Consider the following 18,104-nt stretch of genomic DNA (forward strand, 5'->3'; position numbering starts at 1 on the left):
TAACCATCCTTGTCATCCCGGAAGCCTCGCAGAGGCTGTCCGGGACCCAGGGGCCAAGCCTAGTGCGGTTGCCCCTGGGTCCCGGCTCTCCGCTTCGCTGCGGCCGGGATGACAAGATTTGATCGCTGGTTGGGGACACCGGAGCGTCGCGTTCCTCGCCTCACCAAAGTCCTGATCGGCGCGATGGCGGTGGAGCTGACCCTCGCCACCCTCGGCGCCGCGTTCCCGCCGGACATGGCCCGCGCCAAGCACGCCTCGCCGGTCACCCTTGACCGTCGTGGCGCCTGGCTGCGCGCCCTGCCGGTCGAGGACGGTCGCTGGCGGATCCGCGCCGACCTTTCGCGCACCGACTCGACATTCCAGAAGCGCCTGATCCGCACCGAGGACGCGCGGTTCTATTGGCACCTGGGCGTCGACCCGCTGTCGCTGTTCCGCGCCGTGGGCTCGGCGGTGGCGCACGGCCGGGTCAGCTCCGGCGCCTCGACCTTGACCATGCAGACCGCGCGCCTGCTGGAGCCGCGCCCGCGCAATCTCGGCTCGAAGCTGATCGAGATGGTCCGCGCCGTGCAGCTGGAGTCGCGGCTGTCCAAGCGCGAGATCCTGGCGCTGTATCTGACCCTGGCGCCCTATGGCGGCAACCTGGAGGGCGCGCGGGCGGCCAGCCTCAGCTATTTCGGCCACGAGCCCTCCAGCCTGACCGATGGCGAGCAGGCCCTGCTGATCGCCCTGCCGCAGTCGCCCGAGGCCCGCCGTCCCGACCGCCGCCCCGAGGCCGCCAAGGTCGCCCGGCGCGGGGTGCTGAACAAAATGGTCCGGGCTGGGACGATCACGGAAGCCGCCGCCTTCGAGGCCGAGAACGAGCCGCTGCCGCGTCGCGCGCCATTCCCGACCCTGGCCTGGCACGCGGCCGGCGAACTGGCTCGCAACGCGCCGCGGGGTCAGGCCAGCGTGGTCTCCACCCTCGACGCCGACCTGCAGTCGCGGCTGGAGCCGATGGTCGCCGCCGTGGCGCGCGCGCAAGGTCCTGACGCCACCGCCGCCGTCCTGGTGGTCGAGATCAAGGGGCGCGCCGTCCGGGCCGCCGTCGGCTCGGCGGGCCGAGATCGGGCCGGGGGCTGGGTCGACATGACCCGCGCCCTGCGCTCGCCAGGCTCGGCGCTGAAGCCGTTCATCTACGCCATGGCCATGGACGACGGCCTGGTCGCGCCGGACACACAGCTGCAGGACAACGCCACCCGCTTCGCCGACTATCAGCCCGAGAATTTCGACCGGGTGTTCCACGACAAGGTCACGGTGCGCGAGGCTCTGGCCCACTCGCTGAACGTCCCGGCCGTGGCCACCCTGGAGAAGCTGGGTCCAGAGGCCTTCGCCGGCCGCATCGAGGCCGCCGGGGCGCACCTGGCCCGGCCCAAGGCGCAGCTGAAGGAAGCAGGCCTCGCCCTGGCGCTGGGCGGCGAAGGCATCACCTGGCGCGATCTCGTCATGCTCTATGCCGCGCTCGGCGACGGCGGGATCGCCAAGCCCCTGGCCTGGACCGAGGAGGAGGCCAAGGCCCGCGAACACTCGGCCGGCACGCGGATGGTTCGGCCGGAAGCCGCGCGGCAGGTGCTCGATATCCTGCGCGAAGCTCCGGCCCCGCGCGGCCGCGCCCCCTCGGCCTTGACCCGGGGCGGGCCGTCGATGGCTTTCAAGACCGGCACATCCTACGGCTTCCGCGACGCCGTGGCGGCTGGTGTGGTCGGCGGCTATGCGATCCTGGTCTGGACGGGCCGGGCCGACGGCGGCGCGCGCGGCGGGCTGACGGGGCGCGACGCGGCCCTGCCGCTGCTGTTCGATGTCGCCGACGCCATTGGAACCCAATCCTCGGCCCCGCGCCCGATCGCGCCGAAGCTGGCGCCGTTGGCCTTGCAAAAGCTGCGCGCCGCCGACGAGGGTCCGCGCCTGATCTTCCCGCCCGACGGGGCGTCGGTGCAGGTTGACGTCTTCACGCCAAAGGCGCGCGGTCTGGTGCTGGCCGCCGAGGGCGAGGGCCTGACCTGGTACGTGGAAGGCCGGCCGCTGGACCTGGACCCGGTCAGCGGCCGCGCGATCTGGAAACCGGCCGCGCCGGGCTTCTACAAGCTGTCGGTGGTCGACGCGCAGGGACGCAAGGCCCAAGCGCGGGTGCGGATCAAGGGCAGTTAGACTCCGCCATTATCCGCTCGTAGTCCGCCAGGCTGCTGATGCCGATGTTGAGATCGTTCACCAGGCCGTCGTGCAGCGAATAGACCCAGCCGTGCACCGAAAGGTCCTGGCCGCGCGCCCAGGCGTCCTGGACAAAGACGTCGGCGGCCACGTTGCGCACCTGACGGGCGACGTTCAGCTCGGTCAGGCGGTCGAGCATGGCGCGCTTCTCGGGGATCGCTTCCAGTTCGTGCTTGTGCTCGGCGTGGACTTCGCGGATCGGGTGCAGCCAGTGGTCGACCAGCCCCCGGCGCTGGCCGTCGATGGCCGCCGCCACGCCGCCGCAGCCATAGTGGCCGACGACCATGACGTGCTTGACCTTCAGCACCTCGACCGCGAACTGCAGCACGGACAGATAGTTGGCGTCCTGCGGCGGGGCCAGGTTGGCCACGTTGCGGTGGACGAACAGCTCGCCCGGATCCAGGCCGACGATCTCGTTGGCCGGCACGCGGCTGTCGCTACAGCCGATCCACAGATATTCCGGGCTCTGCTGGCCTTCCAGGCGCTTGAAGAAGTCCGGGTCGACCTGGGTCTTGCGTTCCGACCAGGCGGCGTTGTTGGCTTTCAGGTCCTCAAGCATCTAGCGCTCCGGATGATGGTCAGGGTGGGCGGCTTCGATGGCCGGGTGCTTGGCCGCGCGGGCGGCGGCGGCGGCGATCGAGGGGAAGGGCGACAGGTCGACGTTGAACCGGCCGGCGTTGAACACCTGCGGCACGAGCAGGCAGTCGACCAGGCCCGGAGCGTCGCCATAGGCGAAGCCGCCCGAATGCCTGGCGATCATCGGCTCCAGGGCCCGGAAGCCGTCGCTGATCCAGCGGGCGGCCCAAGCGTTGCGGTCGGTCTCGCCGATCTCCAGGGCGGTCAGCTGGCGCAGGATCCGCAGGTTGTTCAGCGGATGGATGTCGCAGGCGATGATCTCGGCCATGCCGCGCACGATGGCCCGCTCATAGGCGGTGTGCGGCAGCAGGGCGGGCTCGGGCGACACCTCGTCCAGCCATTCCAATATGGCCAGGCTCTGGGTCAGCGGCCGGCCGTCGACCTCCAGGGTCGGGACCAGTTCCTGGGCGTTGAGCGCCCGATAGGCGTCCTCGTGATGGGCGTTGGCGACCAGATCCACGGGGCGCAGGTCGTAGGCGAGCCCCTTCAGGTTCAGGCCGATGCGCACCCGGTAGGGCGCGCTGGCGCGCTTGGCGCTGTGCAGGACCAGCTTCACGTCCAGCTCCTAGACGAGCGTGAATTCAAGGCGACCGACGCCTTCGACCTCGCCGACGACCGTGTCGCCGCGCGCGATGGCCCCGACGCCTTCGGGGGTGCCGGTGAAGATCAGGTCGCCGGCGGCCAGGGTCCATAGTTCGCTGGCCTTGGCGATGACCTCGCCGACGTTCCAGATCATGTCGCCGACCTCGCCGCGCTGGCGTTCCTGGCCATTGACCGACAGGGTGATGGCGGCCTCGGGAGGCGGGGCGTCCATCACCCGGAGGGCGGTGATCGGGGCGCTTTCGTCGAAGGCCTTGCCGGCCTCCCAGGGCTGGCCCTTGGCCTTGGCCGCGCCCTGCAGGTCGCGGCGGGTCAGGTCGACGCCGACCGCATAGCCGAACACGGCCTCGAGCGCCTGATCCGGTGTGAGGTTCGCGCCGCCGCTCTTCAGGGCCACGACCAGTTCGATCTCGTGGTGCAGGTCGCTGGTCGCCGGCGGATAGGCGATCTGGCTTTTCAGCGGCGCGACCGCGTCGGCGGGCTTGCCGAAGAAGAATGGCGGATCGCGGGTGTCGGCGCCCATCTCGCGGGCGTGGGCGGCGTAGTTGCGGCCGACACAGAGGATCCGGCGGACCGGAAAGACCGAATCCTGTCCCTCCACCGGGACCGTCGGGATGGCGTGCGGGGCAAAGGCGTAGGTCGTCATGGCGCTTCGTTTAGACCCAAAAGCCGCTTGCCAAAACCCCTGTGCGGCTCAAACGACGCCGATGAACCCCAAAGCCGCGAAGTGGCCGCTGTTCAGAAATCCCACGGTTGAAACCTTGGCTTAAACGTTCTTTCACTTGCCCCGATCGTCGCCGTCGAGTCATGTCGGCGCTGGGGTAGTGGGCGCGTTTATATTCGGGGGCCGTTATGCTGATCATCGAGAACCTGACCCATGTCTATGGCAACGGCGTGCGCGCCCTGGACGAGGTCAGCCTGACGATTCCGCGCGGCATGTACGGGCTGCTGGGCCCGAACGGCGCCGGCAAATCGACCCTGATGCGCACCATCGCCACCCTCCAGGCGCCGACCTCGGGCCACATCCGCTTCGGCGACATCGACGTGCTGAAGACCCCCGAGGCGCTGCGCAAGACGCTCGGCTATCTGCCGCAGGACTTCGGCGTCTATCCGCGGGTCTCGGCCTACGACATGCTCGACCATATGGCTGTGCTGAAGGGCGTTTCCGGCGCCAAGGCGCGCAAGGAAACCGTCGAGAACCTGCTGAACCAGGTCAATCTGTGGAATGTCCGCAAGAAGGCCATCGCCGGCTTCTCGGGCGGCATGCGCCAGCGCTTCGGCATCGCCCAGGCCCTGATCGGCGATCCGCGCCTGATCATCGTCGACGAGCCCACGGCGGGCCTCGACCCCGAGGAGCGCAACCGCTTCCTGAACCTGCTGGCCGAGATCGGCGAGAACGTGGTGGTGATCCTGTCGACCCACATCGTCGAGGACGTCTCGGATCTCTGCCCGGCCATGGCCATCATCTGCGACGGTCGCATCGTCACCGAGGGCGCTCCGGCCGACCTGGTGTCCAAGCTGAAGGGCCGGATCTGGAAAAAGATCATCGACAAGACCGAGCTCGAGGCCGCCAAGGCCCAGTACAAGGTCATCTCCACGCGCCTGCTGGCCGGCCGTACGGTCATCCACATCCTGTCGGAGGATAATCCGGGCAATGGCTTCACGCCGGTCGAGGGCGGGCTGGAGGATGTCTACTTCTCCACCCTCTCGACCACCCGGCGGGCGGCCTGACGGGAGGCGGCGTGATGTTTCGCAAGATCGCGGGCTTCGAGCTCCGCTACCAGCTGAAATCGCCCGTCTTCTGGGTGGTGGCGGTCATCTTCTTCCTGCTGACCTTCGGGGCGGCGACCATCGACCAGATCCGCATCGGTGGCGGCGCCAACATCCACAAGAACGCCCCGTTCGCGATCGCGCAGACCCACCTGATCCTGTCGATCTTCTACATGTTCGTGACCACGGCCTTCGTGGCCAATGTGGTGGTGCGAGACGACGAGACGGGCTTCGGGCCGATCCTGCGCTCCACGCGGATCCGTAAGTTCGACTATCTGTACGGCCGGTTCACCGGGGCTTTCCTGGCGGCGGCGATCTCGTTCCTGGCCGTGCCGCTGGCGATCTTCGTCGGCTCGTTCATGCCGTGGATCGACCCCGAGCGCCTGGGCCCCAACGTCCTGCAGGCCTATTTGTTCGCCTATTTCGCCTTGGCCCTGCCGTCGATCCTGCTGACCGCGTCGCTGTTCTTCGCCCTGGCCACCATCACCCGCTCGATGATGTGGACCTATGTCGGCGTGGTCGCCTTCATGGTGCTGTGGATCATCGCCAACATCGCGCTGGACAAGCCCGAGTTCGAGAAGATCGCCGCCTATTGGGAGCCGTTGGGCACCGCCGCCTATGGCCTGGTGACCAAGTACTGGACGGCCAGCGAGCGCAACACGGTGATCCCGCCATTGGCCGGGGCGCTGCTGTTCAACCGCGTGTTGGCGGTCGTGCTGTCGGCCGGCTTCCTGACGCTGGCCTACAGCCTGTTCCGCTTCCAGTCGGCCGACCTCTCCGGTCAGCGGAAGGTCAAGAAGGGCAGGGCCGAGGTCGACGCCGCGCCGGTCCTGACCACTGGTCCCTTGCCGCAGCCCCTGTTCGACCGCGCCACGGCCTGGGCCCAGCTCGTGGTCCGAACGCGCCTCGACATGGGCCAGGTGTTCAAAAGCCCGGCCTATTTCGTCTTGCTGTTCCTGGGCCTGGCCAACGCCATGGGCGCCCTTTGGTTCGCCACCGACGCCGACCGTTACGGCGGGGTGATCTATCCGGTCACCCGCGTGCTGCTGAACCCGCTTCTGGGCTCATTCGGCCTGATCCCGATGATCATCGCCATCTATTATTCGGGCGAGCTTGTCTGGCGGGAGCGGGAGCGCAAGACCCACGAGATCATCGACGCCACCCCCGTGCCCGACTGGGCCTTCGTGGCGCCCAAGACCCTGGCCATCGCCCTGGTGCTGGTCTCGACCCTGCTGGTCAGCGTGTTCGCGGCCATCCTCAGCCAGCTCTTTCACGGCTATTTCAAGCTGGAGCTCGACAAGTACCTGATCTGGTACGTGCTCCCGCAGGCGGTGGACTGGATCCTGCTGGCCGTGCTGGCGGTGTTCCTGCAGGCGATCAGCCCGCACAAGTTCATCGGCTGGGGCCTGATGGTGATCTACCTGGTCACCACGATCACGTTCGTGAACCTGGGCTTCGAGCACAAGCTCTACAACTACGGCTCGACCACCGAGACGCCGTTCTCGGACATGAACGGCCTGGGCAAGTTCTGGATCGGGGCCTGGTGGCTGCGCGCCTACTGGACGGCCTTCGCGGTGGTGCTGCTGGTGCTGGCCTATGGCCTGTGGCGGCGCGGGACCGAAAGCCGTCTCCTCCCGCGCCTGCGCCGACTGCCCGTTCGCCTGAACGGCGGCGCGGGCCTCTTGATGGGCGGCGCTCTGGTCGCCTTCGTCGGCTTGGGCGCGTTCATCTACGTCAACACCAATGTCTGGAACGACTACCGGACCAAGATCGACAACGAGAAGTGGCAGGCCGACTACGAAAAGACCCTGCTGCCGTTCGAAGACACGCCGCAGCCCAAGATCGTCGCCATGACCCTGGACGTCGACCTGAAGCCGCACGAGCCCAGCCTTGAGACCAAGGGCTCGTACGTCATCGAGAACAAGACCGGCGCGCCGCTGAAGGAGATCCACGTCCGCTTCGACCGCGACTTGTCGGTCAAGGGCCTGTCGATCGAGGGCGCGCGGCCCAAGAAGACCTTCGAGCGCTTCAACTACCGCATCTTCGCCTTCGACACGCCCATGGCGCCGGGCGAGCGGCGCAAGATGAGCTTCATCACCCTGCGCGCGCAGCGGGGCTTCCCCAACAGCGACCAGGAAAGCCGGGTCGTCGACAACGGGACCTTCGTCAACAACCTGGAGATCGCGCCGATTCTGGGCATGGGCCGCGACGGCTTGCTGCAGGACCGCGCCAAGCGCCGCAAGTACGGCCTGCCGCCCGAGCGCCGCATGGCCAAGCTGGGTGACGTTCCGTCCCGCCAATTCAACGGCCTGCGCAAGGACGCCGACTTCGTCAGCTCGGACATCACCGTCACCACGGAGGCCGACCAGACCCCGATCGCGCCGGGCTACAAGATCTCGGACACGATCAAGAACGGCCGTCGCGTGGCCCGCTTCGTCACCGAGGCGCCGATCCTGCCGTTCGTGTCGATCCAGTCGGCCCGCTACAAGGTGGCCGAAGAGACCTACAAGGGCGTCCAACTGGCGGTCTATTACGACGCCCAGCATCCTTGGAACATCGACCGGATGAAGACCGCGATGAAGCGGTCGCTGGACTATATGGGGACCAATTTCAGCCCGTATCAGTTCCGCCAGCTACGGTTCCAGGAGTTCCCGGACTACGCCCAGTTCGCCCAGGCGTACGCCAACACCATTCCGTGGTCGGAGGGGATGTTCTTCATCTCCGACTACCGTGACCCGACCAAGATCGACATGGTCACCTATGTCGGGGCGCACGAGATCGGCCACCAGTGGTGGGCCCACCAGGTGATCGGCGCCGACCAGCAGGGCAGCACGATGCTGAGCGAGACCTTCGCCCAGTACTCGGCCCTGATGGTGATGAAGCACACCTATGGCGAGGCCCAGATCCGCAAGTTCCTCAAGTTCGAGCTGGACAGCTATCTGCGCGCGCGGGGCGGCGACGTCATCGACGAGCAGCCGCTCTACAAGGTCGAGAACCAGCAATACATCCACTACCGCAAGGGCTCGCTGGTCATGTACCGGCTGCAGAGCGAGATCGGCGAAGAGGCGGTCAACCGCGCCCTGCGCAAGCTGATCGCCGACCACGCCTTCAAGGGCGCGCCCTATGCGATCACCACCGACTTCCTGACCGCGCTCCGCGCCGAGGCCCCGGCCGACAAGCAGGCCCTGATCACCGACCTGTTCGAGAAGATCACGCTCTACGACCTGAAGACCAAGAGCGCCGAGGTGAAGAAACGGGCGGACGGCAAGTTCGACGTGACGATCACGGTGGACGCCCAGAAGAAGTATGCCGATGGCAAGGGCAAGGAGACCGCCGCGCCCCTCAACGAAACGATGGACATCGGCCTGTTCACGGCCAAGCCGGGCGACAAGGGCTTCGACGCCAAGGACGTCGTGGTCTATGAGCGCCGTCCGATCCGCTCGGGCGTGCAGAGCTTCACCTTCGTCACGGGGAAGGCGCCGAAGTTCGCGGGGATCGACCCCTACAACACGGTGATCGACCGCAACGGCGACGACAACACGCTGGCGGTCGGCAAGTGAGCGGGGGAACTATCAGGCTGGACGCGGACGCCCTGAACGCGTTCCTGCGCCGCGCCTTCCCCGAGACCGATCCAGAGCACATGCCTTCCGTGCTGGAGGTCGAGCCGGGGAGGGTTTTGCTGAAGCTGCCTTATCAGACCCGGCAGTTGCGGCCGGGCGGGGTGATCTCGGGACCGACCCTGATGACCCTGGCGGACGCGGCGGCCTATGCCTTGATCCTGGCGCACATCGGCGAGGTGGCCATGGCGGTGACCACCTCGCTCAACATTCATTTCCTGAGGGGTTGCCAGCCCGGCGATCTCTACGCCGAGGGGACGCTCCTCAAGCTCGGCCGCCGCATCGCGACCGCCGATGTCCTGATGTGGACGGAAGGGCGCGAGCGGGCCGCCGCCAAGGCGACGGTCGCCTACGCCATTCCCTAGTTTACGCTTTTAGCGCTTCGGCGCGGCCTTTTCGTCGGCCTTCATCTGGGCCTTGTCGGCCTTGTCCTGGGCCTTGGCGACGTCCTCGCCGGTGTCAAAGCCCTTCTTCAGGCCTTCAGCCATGTTCAGGTGCTCCTGAACCTTCGGAGCCGTGGCGGCGGCGAAGGCCTTGATGGCGGGGGTGTCGCCGTCCTGGGCGTAGCGCTGCAGCAGGTTCAGGGCCGACTGGTGGGCGTCGACCTGGCCGTCGGCGTACTTCTTGTCGAAGTCCTTGGCGTCGGCCTTGGTCAGGTCGTCGATCTTGCCCTGGGCGTCCTCCGACAGCATGGTCGGCAGGGTGATGGTCGCGCCCGAGGCGGCGATGGCGGACTTAAGCTCCATGCTGGTGGCCATGTGGGCCTTTTCCATCGCGGCGGCGAACTTCTTCACCGACGGATTGGTCGAGCGCGTGAGGGCCAGCTTGGCGGCGGCGATCTCGAACATGTCGCTATCGGCGGCCTTCATGGCGAAGACGTCGGCCTTGGTCTCGTCCGCCGGGGTCGGGATGGTGGCCGCGGGATTGGCGTCCGGGGTCGCGGCCTGTTCGGCGGGGGTGGCGGCGCCCTTGGTCTCTTCGGTCTTCTGACCGCAGGCGGCCAGGCTGAGGGCGGCGATGGCGGCGGCGCCGAACATGATATGACGGTTCATGGCTCTGTCTTTCCCTGTGTGTTTTTCTTAGAGGTTCGTGGACAGGCGCCGCGTACGGCGTCGTGTGATCAACAAAACTTCACGGGGCCGTGAACGGTTCCGGCAAAGGTGGGGGAAGAATCGGATGACGCAGGGTCCGCTGGCCGGATTGCGGGTGATCGAGATGGGCTCGCTGATCGCCGGGCCGTTCTGCGGCCAGGTGCTGGGCGACTTCGGGGCCGAGGTCATCAAGCTGGAGGATCCCAAGGTCGGCGACCCGATGCGCCAGTGGGGCCGCTCCAAGCCCCAAGGCCTGTCACCCTGGTGGCCGGTGATCGGCCGCAACAAGAAGTCCGTCACCGTCGATCTGCGTACGGACGAAGGCCGCGACGTCGCCCGCGTCCTGATCGCCAAGGCCGACGTGGTGGTCGAGAACTTCCGCCCCGGCACGCTCGAGAAGTGGGGCATGGGCTATGACCAACTGGCCAAGACCAATCCCGGCCTGGTCATGGCGCGGGTGTCGGGCTTCGGCCAGACGGGTCCCTATGCCAGCCGCGCCGGCTACGCCCTGGTCGGCGAGGCCATGGGGGGGCTGCGGCACATCACCGGCGAGCCCGACCGGCCGCCGGCTCGGGCCGGCATCTCGATCGGCGACAGCCTGTCGGGCCTGAACGCCGCGCTCGGGGTGATGATGGCCCTGCATGCCCGCCAGCGCACGGGCAAGGGCCAGGTGGTCGACGTGGCCATCTACGAGAGCGTGCTGACGGTGATGGAGAACCTGATCACCGAATACGACCTGACCGGCTATGTCCGTGAGCGCTCGGGGGCGGTGCTGCCGGGCATCGCGCCGTCGAACGTCTATCCGACCAAGAGTGGCGAACTCGTCCTGATCGGCGCCAACCAGGACACCCTGTTCAGGCGGCTGTGCGACCTGATGGGGCGGCCGGACCTGGCCGACGATCCGCGCTACCGGGATCACGCCGCGCGCGGTTCGCACCAAGCCGAGCTCGACGCCCGCATCGCCGCCTGGACCGCCGACCATGAGATCGACGACCTGCTGCCGAAGCTGGAGGGGGCGGGCCTGGCTACCGGCCGGATCTACCGCGCCCCGGACATGATCGAGGATCCCCAGTTCGTCGCGCGGGACTCGATCGTCACCACGCCGCATCCGGTGTTCGGCCAGATCAAGATGCAGAACGCGTTCCCGAAGCTGACGGAAACGCCGGGCGGGGTGCGATGGACCGGGCCGACCCTGGGCGAGCACACGGACGCGGTGCTGACGGACGTCGCGGGGCTGAGTGGGGAGACGGTCGAGGGACTGCGGAAGCGGGGCGTTATCTGAGGACCCGTCCTCGCCCTTCGAAAGGCTCAGGGGGAGGACTACTTTTAGGGCGGTTCAGTAAGAAACCTCATCCTGAGCTTGTCGAAGGACGAGGTGTCGGCCCCGCTGACGATCAAGCCCGTCCCGTGACCCCCGCCACGGCGCGCGCGATCTGGTGGACGTTGTACGGCTTGCGCACGATCGGGGCGTCGAAGCCCATCGGCGCGGCCTTGTCCGCATAGCCCGTGGCGAACACGAACGGTCGGCCCATGGAGCGCAGGATCTCGGCGACCGGGGCCACCGACTGGCCGTTGAGGTCGGCGTCCAGGACCGCGACGTCGAAGTCCATCTCGACCATCGACAGCGCCTCGCTGAGTTCGGCCGCGCAGCCGACCACCACGACTCCGGCGTCCTCCAGGCCCGCTTCCAGCTCCAGGGCCAGCAGCAGGGAGTCCTCGACGATCAACACCTTCAGGCCGGCGATGGCGCCCGGGCGAACGGTTTCGTCGGCGGCGACCACGGTCTCGACGATGCGCTCGGGGGCGACCTCGGCCGGCTCGACCGGCGGGGCGTCGGCCAGGGCCTCGGCCGCGCCCTGGATCATGGCGGTGACGCCGCTGGACCGGTAGTTGATCTTGGCCGAGCCGCCCAGTTCGCGGCCGGCGACATCCTCGATCAGGGTCGCGCCGAAGCCTTTGGTGGTCGGCGCGACGGCCGGCGGGCCGCCGGTTTCCAGCCATTCCAGGGCGAAGCCGCCCTCGGGCGTGCGCCGCCAGACCACCTCGACCTTGCCGTTCTCGCTGGACAGCGAGCCGTAGCGCATCGCGTTGACCGCCAGTTCGTGCAGCGCCAGCGACAGGGCGGAGGCCGCGCGCGGGGTCAGGAACAGTTCCGGTCCGTCCCAGCGCGTCTGGGTGGGAGCCAGGCCGCCCAGTTCGGCCGCCGCGATCCGCGCCAGGGTCGCGCCGCGCCAGCGGGCGGCGGTCAGCAGATCGTGGGCCGAACTCATCGACTTCAGCCGCGCGGCGAAGGTCTTGAGGAAAACGTCCAGCGAGGCCGATTTGCGCGCCGACTGCGCCGCCACCGACTGGACGACCGCCAGCAGGTTCTTGATGCGGTGGTCCAACTCGGCGACGAGGTTCTCGCGCTGATCTTCCTCGGCCCGGCGCTCGGTGATGTCCTGGACGACGCCGATCAGATAGGCCGGCTCGCCGTCGGCGTCGCGGAGGATAACGCCCGAGCCATGGTTCCAGATCTCGCGGCCGTCGGGGCCGTTGGGGCGGCGGTATTCGGCCTCGTAGCGATCGGCTTCCGCCAGCTGTTCGTCGATCGATTCCTTCAGCCAGGCCTGGTCGTCGGGATGCAGGAACCGGTACAGGGCCTCGCCGTTCTCGGCCGGGATCTCACCGGGCTCGATGTCCGAGATCTTGGCCAGCCGGGGGCTGATCTTGAAGACGTCGCGTTTGATGTCCCACTCGAACTCGCCGAGGCAGGCGGCCGAGATGGCCAGGTTCAGGCGCTCGGTTTCCAGATTGAGGGCGCGACAGCGAACGGTCAGGACTTCCGTGGCCAGCGCGGCCAGGTCTTCCAGGGCCTGGAGATCCTCGTCCGAAGCCGGGCCGTTCAGGCCAGGGCCTTCGACGACGAGCGCGCCCAGAGCCTGGCCTTGACCGTTGCGGATCGGTACGCCCAGCGCCACGGGCCCGTTGGCGGCGATCACCTGGCCGGCCAGGTCGCCAGCGCGCGGACTTTCTGGGCTCGCGTAGCCGACATAGGCCTTGCGCCAGACCCTATCCTTGTCGACCAGCGCGATGGCGGCCTTGGGCGCGTCGAACAGCCGGGCGGCCAGACGCACGAGGCGCAGGAACCGAGGCTCGTTGACCGCGCTATCCAGGATGTCCAAGGCTCTCAAGGCGTTGAGCCGGGCGGCTTCCTGGCGGTCGTCGCTGACGATGGGGGCGTCCTCCATGATTCGACCTTAGACCCGCTTCGCCTTTGGCGCGAGCGCCTTTGGAGGCTTCTTGAGGGCGTGGAAGTTGCGTTCCACAGGGGATTCCACTGTGGTGAAGCTTGGGGCCTTGCGCTAACGTGGAACCCCCACGTCGAGCAGGCGTTGACGAGGCGCAGCTTCAGCGCCCCCGGTCGGTCGCCGTCGCGAACAGGAGATGATCATGCCCAGTCCCGCCGCCGCCAAGGAAGCCGAGAAGGCCAAGTCGGCCACGCTCGAGGCCGTCGAACACGCCGAGCGCAGCTTCGCCCACGCCGCCGACGCCGCGCGCGTCTCGCTGACCGAAGCCGCCAAGCGCGTCGAGAAGTCGGTCGCTGAAGGCTTCGAAACCCTGCGCGCCCAGAGCCGCACCTATACCGACACCGCCGGCCAACAGATCGAGGACGCCCAGCGCTATGCGTCGGAGCGTATCCGTGAGCGCCCGATCACCGCCACCCTCGCCGGCCTCGGCGTCGGCGTGCTGATCGGCCTTCTGCTCTCCGGCGGCCGCAGCGGCAACCGGTGATCTTCGAAAAGACCCTGATGACGCTGGCCGCGGCCGCGGCGATCGCCGCCGCCGCCGCGGTGGCCGTCGTATCCGCCGCCTTCGCGATCTACGCGGTGCTGGTTCCGTTGGTGACGGCGGCCGGCGCGGCCGCGATCGTGGCGGCCGTCGCGGCCCTGATCGTCGCGATCGCCGGCATGCTCGCCGCCCGCAAGGTCGAAGGTCGTCATCACAATCAAGGTCAGCAGCCGCCGCAGCAGGGCTTCGACATGACCAGCCGGGTCATCGAGATCGTGCGCGACAAGCCGCTGATGTCGATCGGCATCGGTCTGGCCGCCGGGATCTTCGCCCTGAAGAACCCGACCCTGACCGCCTCGCTGGCCAAGGCCTTCCTGGACCCCAAGCCGCCGCAGCGATGATCACGCCAATCGTGTTCAAGACCTACGCCACCGGATCCGTTCGGTGGCGTTTGTCTTGCGAGGTTGCTCTTTCTGATTCCCGAAAGCCCTAGGTTTTCAAGGGAATCTATCTCGAAAATTTGAGGGCGCCGCAGCGGCTTTACGCCGTGAAACGGCTTACGCTTTGCCCTGGCGCGCTCTAGATGCTTCCCGCGCGTTCCCTCCTCCCTGGAACGCCTTCCCATGGAGTGAACATGACGTACAAGCTGCCGGACCTGCCCTACGCGTACGACGCGCTGGAGCCGACGATCTCCGCCAACACCCTCCATTTCCACCATGACAAGCACCACGCGGCCTATGTCACGGCCCTCAATGGCCTGCTGAACGGCGACGACAAGGGTTCGCTGGAAGCTGTGATCAAGGGCGCCGGTCCGGGCAAGGTGTTCAACAACGCCGCCCAGGCCTGGAACCACGCCTTTTTCTGGGACGGCCTCTCGCCGACCAAGACCGCCCCGGGCGCCGATCTCGCCGCCGCCATCGACTCCACCTTTGGCGGCCTCGACGCCCTGAAGGAAAAGTTCGTCGCCGAAGGCATCGGCCACTTCGGCTCGGGCTGGGTTTGGCTGGTCTCGGACGCCTCGGGCGCCCTGAAGATCATCTCGACCCACGACGCCGAGAGCCCGGTCACCCAGGACCTGACGGCCCTGCTGGTCGCCGACGTCTGGGAGCACGCCTACTATCTGGACTACCAGAACCTGCGGAAGGGCTTCCTGGAGGCCGTGTTCGACAACCTGCTCAACTGGACCCTGGCCGACAGTCAGTACGCCGCGGCCAAGTCGGGCCAGCAGGGCTGGGCCTATCCGGCTCCGGAATAGGACCCAAATTTCCGGAACGCCCGGGAGTCGGGTGCGTTGTTTCGAAGCGAGGCCGTGGGCTTCGATCGAGACAAACGCCCCGGCTCGAAAGGCCGGGCTCATCCGGAGAGACCCATGCTGAACTGGGCCGTGACCTTCCTGGTGGTCGCTCTGATCGCCGCCCTTCTGGGCTTCACCGGCATCGCCGGGACCGCGATCGGGATCGCCAAGATTCTGTTCTACGTCTTCCTCGTCCTGTTCCTGGTGTCGCTGGTCAGCCACCTTTTTCGAGGCGGGCGCGGCGCGTCGCGCTAGATATTCCGAGACGAAACGGAGGAACGGCGCGGCTCAGGCCGCGCCGTTTTCGTTTGGGTTTCTGCGATCGCAGGCCCAGGTGCGCCAGGCATTGAACTTGCCGTGCTCATAGGCCAGGGCCTGTACGCGCACGCAGCCCGGCTCGACCTCGATGACGTTGAAGCCTGGCGCGGCGCCCCGCTCGCGGTGCGAGAGGGTGCCCGAGCCGATCGCCTGGGTCTTGCCGTCGCCGAACGGGACGGCGGTGACGAACGGCAGGTGGATATGGCCCGACAGGATGACGTCCGCGCCCGCCTGGACGAAGTGGTTGGCTGCGTTGACCCCGCCGTGGACCTTGGCCGTCATCGGTCCGCCCAGCACCTCCATCAGCGGATGATGGCAGACCACCACCTTGAGGTCGCTGGCGGGCGCCGCCCCCAGTTCGCGGACGACGCGGCGGATCTGGCCGCGCGACACCGCGCCCTTCGACCAGTTCCAGCGCACCTGGGCCGCGCGGGCGGTGTTCAGCGAGACGACGGTGACGCCCGGCGCGCGCCAGGCCGCGCCGTCCTCGTCCCCAAACCGATCCTTGAACCGCCCCCAGGTGCGGGTGAAGCGCTCGAACATCTCGCGCGGCCCGACGAAGGGGGTGTCGTGATTGCCCGGCACGACGATCATCGGGTCGGGAAGGCGCCTCAGCCAGGCGGCGGCGGCGTCGAACTCCGGCGTCTTGCCGTCCAGGGTCAGGTCGCCGGCCACGATCACAAGGTCGGGGCGGGCGTCTCGGATCCACGCGGTCGCGGCTTCGACGGCCTCCTTGTTCTCGCCGCCGAAATGGATGTCGGAGAGTTGAACCAGCCTCATTCAGCGGTCTCGTCCGTCGGGACCAGGGCGCGGAAGGCCTTGGGGCGGAAGCGGATCGACACCTCGGGATCGAACCGCGCCGGCTCGCCGTCCAAGATCGCCGGGATGCGGCCGTGGGCGCGGATCCGGCCGGTCCGGCAGCGGCCGGCGTTTACGGAGGGGTCCTCGCGCCACTGACCCCGCGCGGCGTTGAATCCGAGGCGGAAGACGTCGAGCGCGCTGGACGGATCGAGGGCCGCGGCCTCCAGGGCCCGCTCGTCGGCGTCCAGGGCGGTCGAGACCAGCGGGCACATCAGGGTCAGGGCCTCGGTCTTGATTTCGGGACGGCCATCCAGCGACACGCGCAGGCGGCCGGAGAAGGCGCGGCGGAAGGCCCGACCCGCGCGGGCGACGGCGATGCTGAACTTGCCTTCGCGGGCGGCTTCCCGCGCCGTGGCCCAAAGGGCCGGGCTGCCCAGGATTGCGGCGACGAAGAACAGGCGTCCGCCGACCTCGCCGCCGGAAATGGTCCGGGCCTCGCCGCTGTCCAGGCAGGCCTTCATCGCCGTCTGCCAGTCGCGGTCGCCATAAAGGGCGTGCGGCAGCATGTTCATGGTGCCGCCGGGAAGGGGAGCGATCAGGGGACCGTCCGGTCCGGCCATCTCCGCGGCCGCGCGGGCCGTGCCGTCGCCGGCGATGACCAGGATCGCATCCGGCGCGCTGTCGATCGCCTTCCTCAGGCAATCGACCAGCTCGCCCGGTCCTGGCGCGTGGACGGCGCCGGAAACGCCGTACTCCGCCAGCAGCCGCTCGGCGATTTGCGGCGCGTCCGGACCCACGGATCCGGATGCGATATTGGCGATGACCTCGATGCGCTTCACGCGCGCCCCTCTTCTCGTAAAAACTCGCGGACCCAACGGGCGAAGCTCGGCCGTGGTTCCGCTTGCGAACGGAACCGCCGCCTCTGGGAGTCGTTTGCTCGACACGGGTACAGGAGCTCGGAACGGAGAGCCAAGATGAAGATGACCATGATCGCCCTGATGGGCGTGGGCGTGCTCGCCTCGGCGTGCACCTCGACGGGAAATGTGGAGCGCAACGCCGCCGGCGGCGCGGCCATCGGCGCCCTGGCCGGCGCGGTGATCGGCAACAATGTCGGCAGCGGCAGCGCTAGCACCGGCGCTCTGGTCGGCGCGGCGCTCGGCGGCACGGTGGGCGCCGTCAAGGGCTGCAAGGAAGACGGCGGCTGCGGTTCGACCAACGCCAACCGTCGCCAGTACTATGATGAGCGGGCGGGCCGTTATTATTACTACGACTCCCGCAGCGGTCGTTATTACTGGGAAGATGGCGCGCCCCGCTACTAAGCTGGGAACAGGCCACGACGTCCAGGGAAAGGCGATCGGCTCAGCCGGTCGCCTTTCGTGTGTTCGCGGGTTCGAGGAGGGTTCGAATGAAGACGACAAAGATCACCTATGCCGTGCAGGCCATCAGCGTGGCGGGCGTGGTGCTGGCCTTGGCTGGTTGCGCCAGCTCCGAAAGCCCGTGGCGTACGCTGCGCAAGCCCGTGGCCGCCGCGCCGCCCGCCTGCGCCGACTTCCAGTCCTCGGTCTATTTCGAGCAGGACAGCGCCGCCCTGACCAAGGAGGCTCGCATGCTGCTCGACACCGCTCGGACCCAGGCGCGCGGCTGCGCGGTCAAGTCCGTGCGGGTGATCGGCCTGGCTGACGCCGTCGGGACCTCGGCCTCGAACCTGACCCTGTCCAAGCGCCGCGCCGAGACGGTGACCAGGGCCCTGGCCAAGGCCGGCTTCGGCAAGGTCGAGATCGACACCGCCGCCGTTGGCGACGCCGGATCCGTGGCGGCCTCGGGCGCATCCGCGCCGCTGCGCCGGCGGGCGGACATCCTGTTCGATCTGGAGAGCAAGTAGGCCAAAGCAACGGCTGGTCACGCCGGCCCGCTTGGACTCAGACAAAGCGGCCCATACGAAGGAAAGGCGGGCCGGGTGTC

Annotated in this window: 18 protein-coding genes and 1 pseudogene; 11 read left to right on the forward strand and 8 right to left on the reverse strand. The window is 68.0% G+C overall.

The annotated features are described in order from the left end of the window. Positions 1 to 11 precede the first annotated feature (11 nt). Positions 12 to 123 (reverse strand): annotated as a pseudogene (locus ACW175_RS25100) (hypothetical protein); the annotation flags it as partial. Here ACW175_RS25100 and pbpC point away from each other — a divergent pair. After that, positions 109 to 2,184 (forward strand): penicillin-binding protein 1C, encoded by a 2,076-nt coding sequence (gene pbpC / locus ACW175_RS25105; protein WP_492102603.1) that lies wholly within the window; start codon positions 109 to 111, stop codon positions 2,182 to 2,184. The pseudogene ACW175_RS25100 and the gene pbpC overlap by 15 nt on opposite strands. On the opposite strand, the gene ACW175_RS25110 is transcribed toward pbpC, so the two are convergent. The 3 genes from ACW175_RS25110 to ACW175_RS25120 are packed head-to-tail and all read right to left on the reverse strand — an operon-like array spanning position 2,171 to position 4,126. After that, positions 2,171 to 2,803, reverse strand: a complete 633-nt coding sequence (locus ACW175_RS25110; protein ID WP_492102604.1) for a carbonic anhydrase — start codon at positions 2,801 to 2,803, stop codon at positions 2,171 to 2,173. The two genes, pbpC and ACW175_RS25110, sit on opposite strands and share 14 nt — an antisense overlap. Then, on the reverse strand, positions 2,804 to 3,436 hold the full coding sequence (gene maiA / locus ACW175_RS25115; protein ID WP_492102605.1) for a maleylacetoacetate isomerase: 633 nt from the start codon (positions 3,434 to 3,436) through the stop codon (positions 2,804 to 2,806). A gap of 9 nt (positions 3,437 to 3,445) precedes the next feature. Beyond that, on the reverse strand, positions 3,446 to 4,126 hold the full coding sequence (locus tag ACW175_RS25120) for a fumarylacetoacetate hydrolase family protein (RefSeq protein WP_492102606.1): 681 nt from the start codon (positions 4,124 to 4,126) through the stop codon (positions 3,446 to 3,448). A 206-nt stretch (positions 4,127 to 4,332) separates the two neighbouring features. Between ACW175_RS25120 and ACW175_RS25125 the strand changes: the two genes are divergently transcribed. From ACW175_RS25125 to ACW175_RS25135, 3 genes are read left to right on the forward strand one after another with little or no spacing between them, the layout of a single operon-like run. Beyond that, complete coding sequence (locus ACW175_RS25125; protein ID WP_492102607.1) at positions 4,333 to 5,211, forward strand: ABC transporter ATP-binding protein; 879 nt, start codon at positions 4,333 to 4,335, stop codon at positions 5,209 to 5,211. Between the two features lie 14 nt (positions 5,212 to 5,225). Continuing rightward, positions 5,226 to 8,810 carry an ABC transporter permease/M1 family aminopeptidase gene (locus ACW175_RS25130; protein ID WP_492102608.1) on the forward strand — a complete coding sequence of 1,195 codons (3,585 nt, stop codon included), beginning with the start codon at positions 5,226 to 5,228 and terminating at the stop codon, positions 8,808 to 8,810. Next, positions 8,807 to 9,232: a PaaI family thioesterase gene (locus ACW175_RS25135; RefSeq protein WP_492102609.1), complete on the forward strand. Its 426-nt coding sequence runs from the start codon at positions 8,807 to 8,809 to the stop codon at positions 9,230 to 9,232. The genes ACW175_RS25130 and ACW175_RS25135 overlap by 4 nt, the downstream gene beginning before the upstream one ends. Positions 9,233 to 9,241: 9 nt before the next feature. On the opposite strand, the gene ACW175_RS25140 is transcribed toward ACW175_RS25135, so the two are convergent. Then, positions 9,242 to 9,919: a DUF4142 domain-containing protein gene (locus ACW175_RS25140; protein WP_492102610.1), complete on the reverse strand. Its 678-nt coding sequence runs from the start codon at positions 9,917 to 9,919 to the stop codon at positions 9,242 to 9,244. A gap of 124 nt (positions 9,920 to 10,043) precedes the next feature. On the opposite strand from ACW175_RS25140, the gene ACW175_RS25145 reads away from it, so the two are divergent. Next, entirely contained in the window at positions 10,044 to 11,240 is a 1,197-nt protein-coding gene (locus ACW175_RS25145) for a CaiB/BaiF CoA transferase family protein (protein ID WP_492102611.1), read from the forward strand. Positions 11,241 to 11,352: 112 nt separating this feature from the next. Here the strand turns inward: ACW175_RS25145 and ACW175_RS25150 are convergent, their stop codons facing one another. Beyond that, positions 11,353 to 13,188, reverse strand: coding sequence for an HWE histidine kinase domain-containing protein (locus tag ACW175_RS25150; protein ID WP_492102612.1), 1,836 nt, complete (start codon positions 13,186 to 13,188; stop codon positions 11,353 to 11,355). Positions 13,189 to 13,390: 202 nt separating this feature from the next. Here ACW175_RS25150 and ACW175_RS25155 point away from each other — a divergent pair, with 202 nt between their 5' ends. From ACW175_RS25155 to ACW175_RS25170, 4 genes are all read left to right on the forward strand, one after another. Further along, positions 13,391 to 13,732: a hypothetical protein gene (locus ACW175_RS25155; RefSeq protein ID WP_492102613.1), complete on the forward strand. Its 342-nt coding sequence runs from the start codon at positions 13,391 to 13,393 to the stop codon at positions 13,730 to 13,732. Further along, positions 13,729 to 14,130, forward strand: a complete 402-nt coding sequence (locus ACW175_RS25160; RefSeq protein WP_492102614.1) for a hypothetical protein — start codon at positions 13,729 to 13,731, stop codon at positions 14,128 to 14,130. Before ACW175_RS25155 ends, ACW175_RS25160 begins: the two co-directional genes overlap by 4 nt. A 233-nt stretch (positions 14,131 to 14,363) precedes the next feature. Then, complete coding sequence (locus ACW175_RS25165) at positions 14,364 to 14,984, forward strand: superoxide dismutase (protein ID WP_099575325.1); 621 nt, start codon at positions 14,364 to 14,366, stop codon at positions 14,982 to 14,984. 114 nt (positions 14,985 to 15,098) lie between these two features. After that, positions 15,099 to 15,278 (forward strand): DUF1328 domain-containing protein, encoded by a 180-nt coding sequence (locus ACW175_RS25170; protein ID WP_492102615.1) that lies wholly within the window; start codon positions 15,099 to 15,101, stop codon positions 15,276 to 15,278. 33 nt (positions 15,279 to 15,311) lie between these two features. Here ACW175_RS25170 and ACW175_RS25175 read toward each other — a convergent pair whose 3' ends face one another. After that, positions 15,312 to 16,121 carry a metallophosphoesterase family protein gene (locus tag ACW175_RS25175; RefSeq protein ID WP_492102616.1) on the reverse strand — a complete coding sequence of 270 codons (810 nt, stop codon included), beginning with the start codon at positions 16,119 to 16,121 and terminating at the stop codon, positions 15,312 to 15,314. After that, complete coding sequence (locus tag ACW175_RS25180) at positions 16,118 to 16,981, reverse strand: diacylglycerol/lipid kinase family protein (RefSeq protein ID WP_492102617.1); 864 nt, start codon at positions 16,979 to 16,981, stop codon at positions 16,118 to 16,120. Before ACW175_RS25180 ends, ACW175_RS25175 begins: the two co-directional genes overlap by 4 nt. Before the next feature lie 135 nt (positions 16,982 to 17,116). Here ACW175_RS25180 and ACW175_RS25185 point away from each other — a divergent pair, with 135 nt between their 5' ends. Further along, entirely contained in the window at positions 17,117 to 17,461 is a 345-nt protein-coding gene (locus ACW175_RS25185) for a YMGG-like glycine zipper-containing protein (protein ID WP_492102618.1), read from the forward strand. Positions 17,462 to 17,547: 86 nt separating this feature from the next. After that, complete coding sequence (locus tag ACW175_RS25190) at positions 17,548 to 18,024, forward strand: OmpA family protein (protein ID WP_492102619.1); 477 nt, start codon at positions 17,548 to 17,550, stop codon at positions 18,022 to 18,024. Positions 18,025 to 18,104 lie beyond the last annotated feature (80 nt).

This window comes from Caulobacter sp. FV1ye6ST (genome assembly GCF_058681225.1).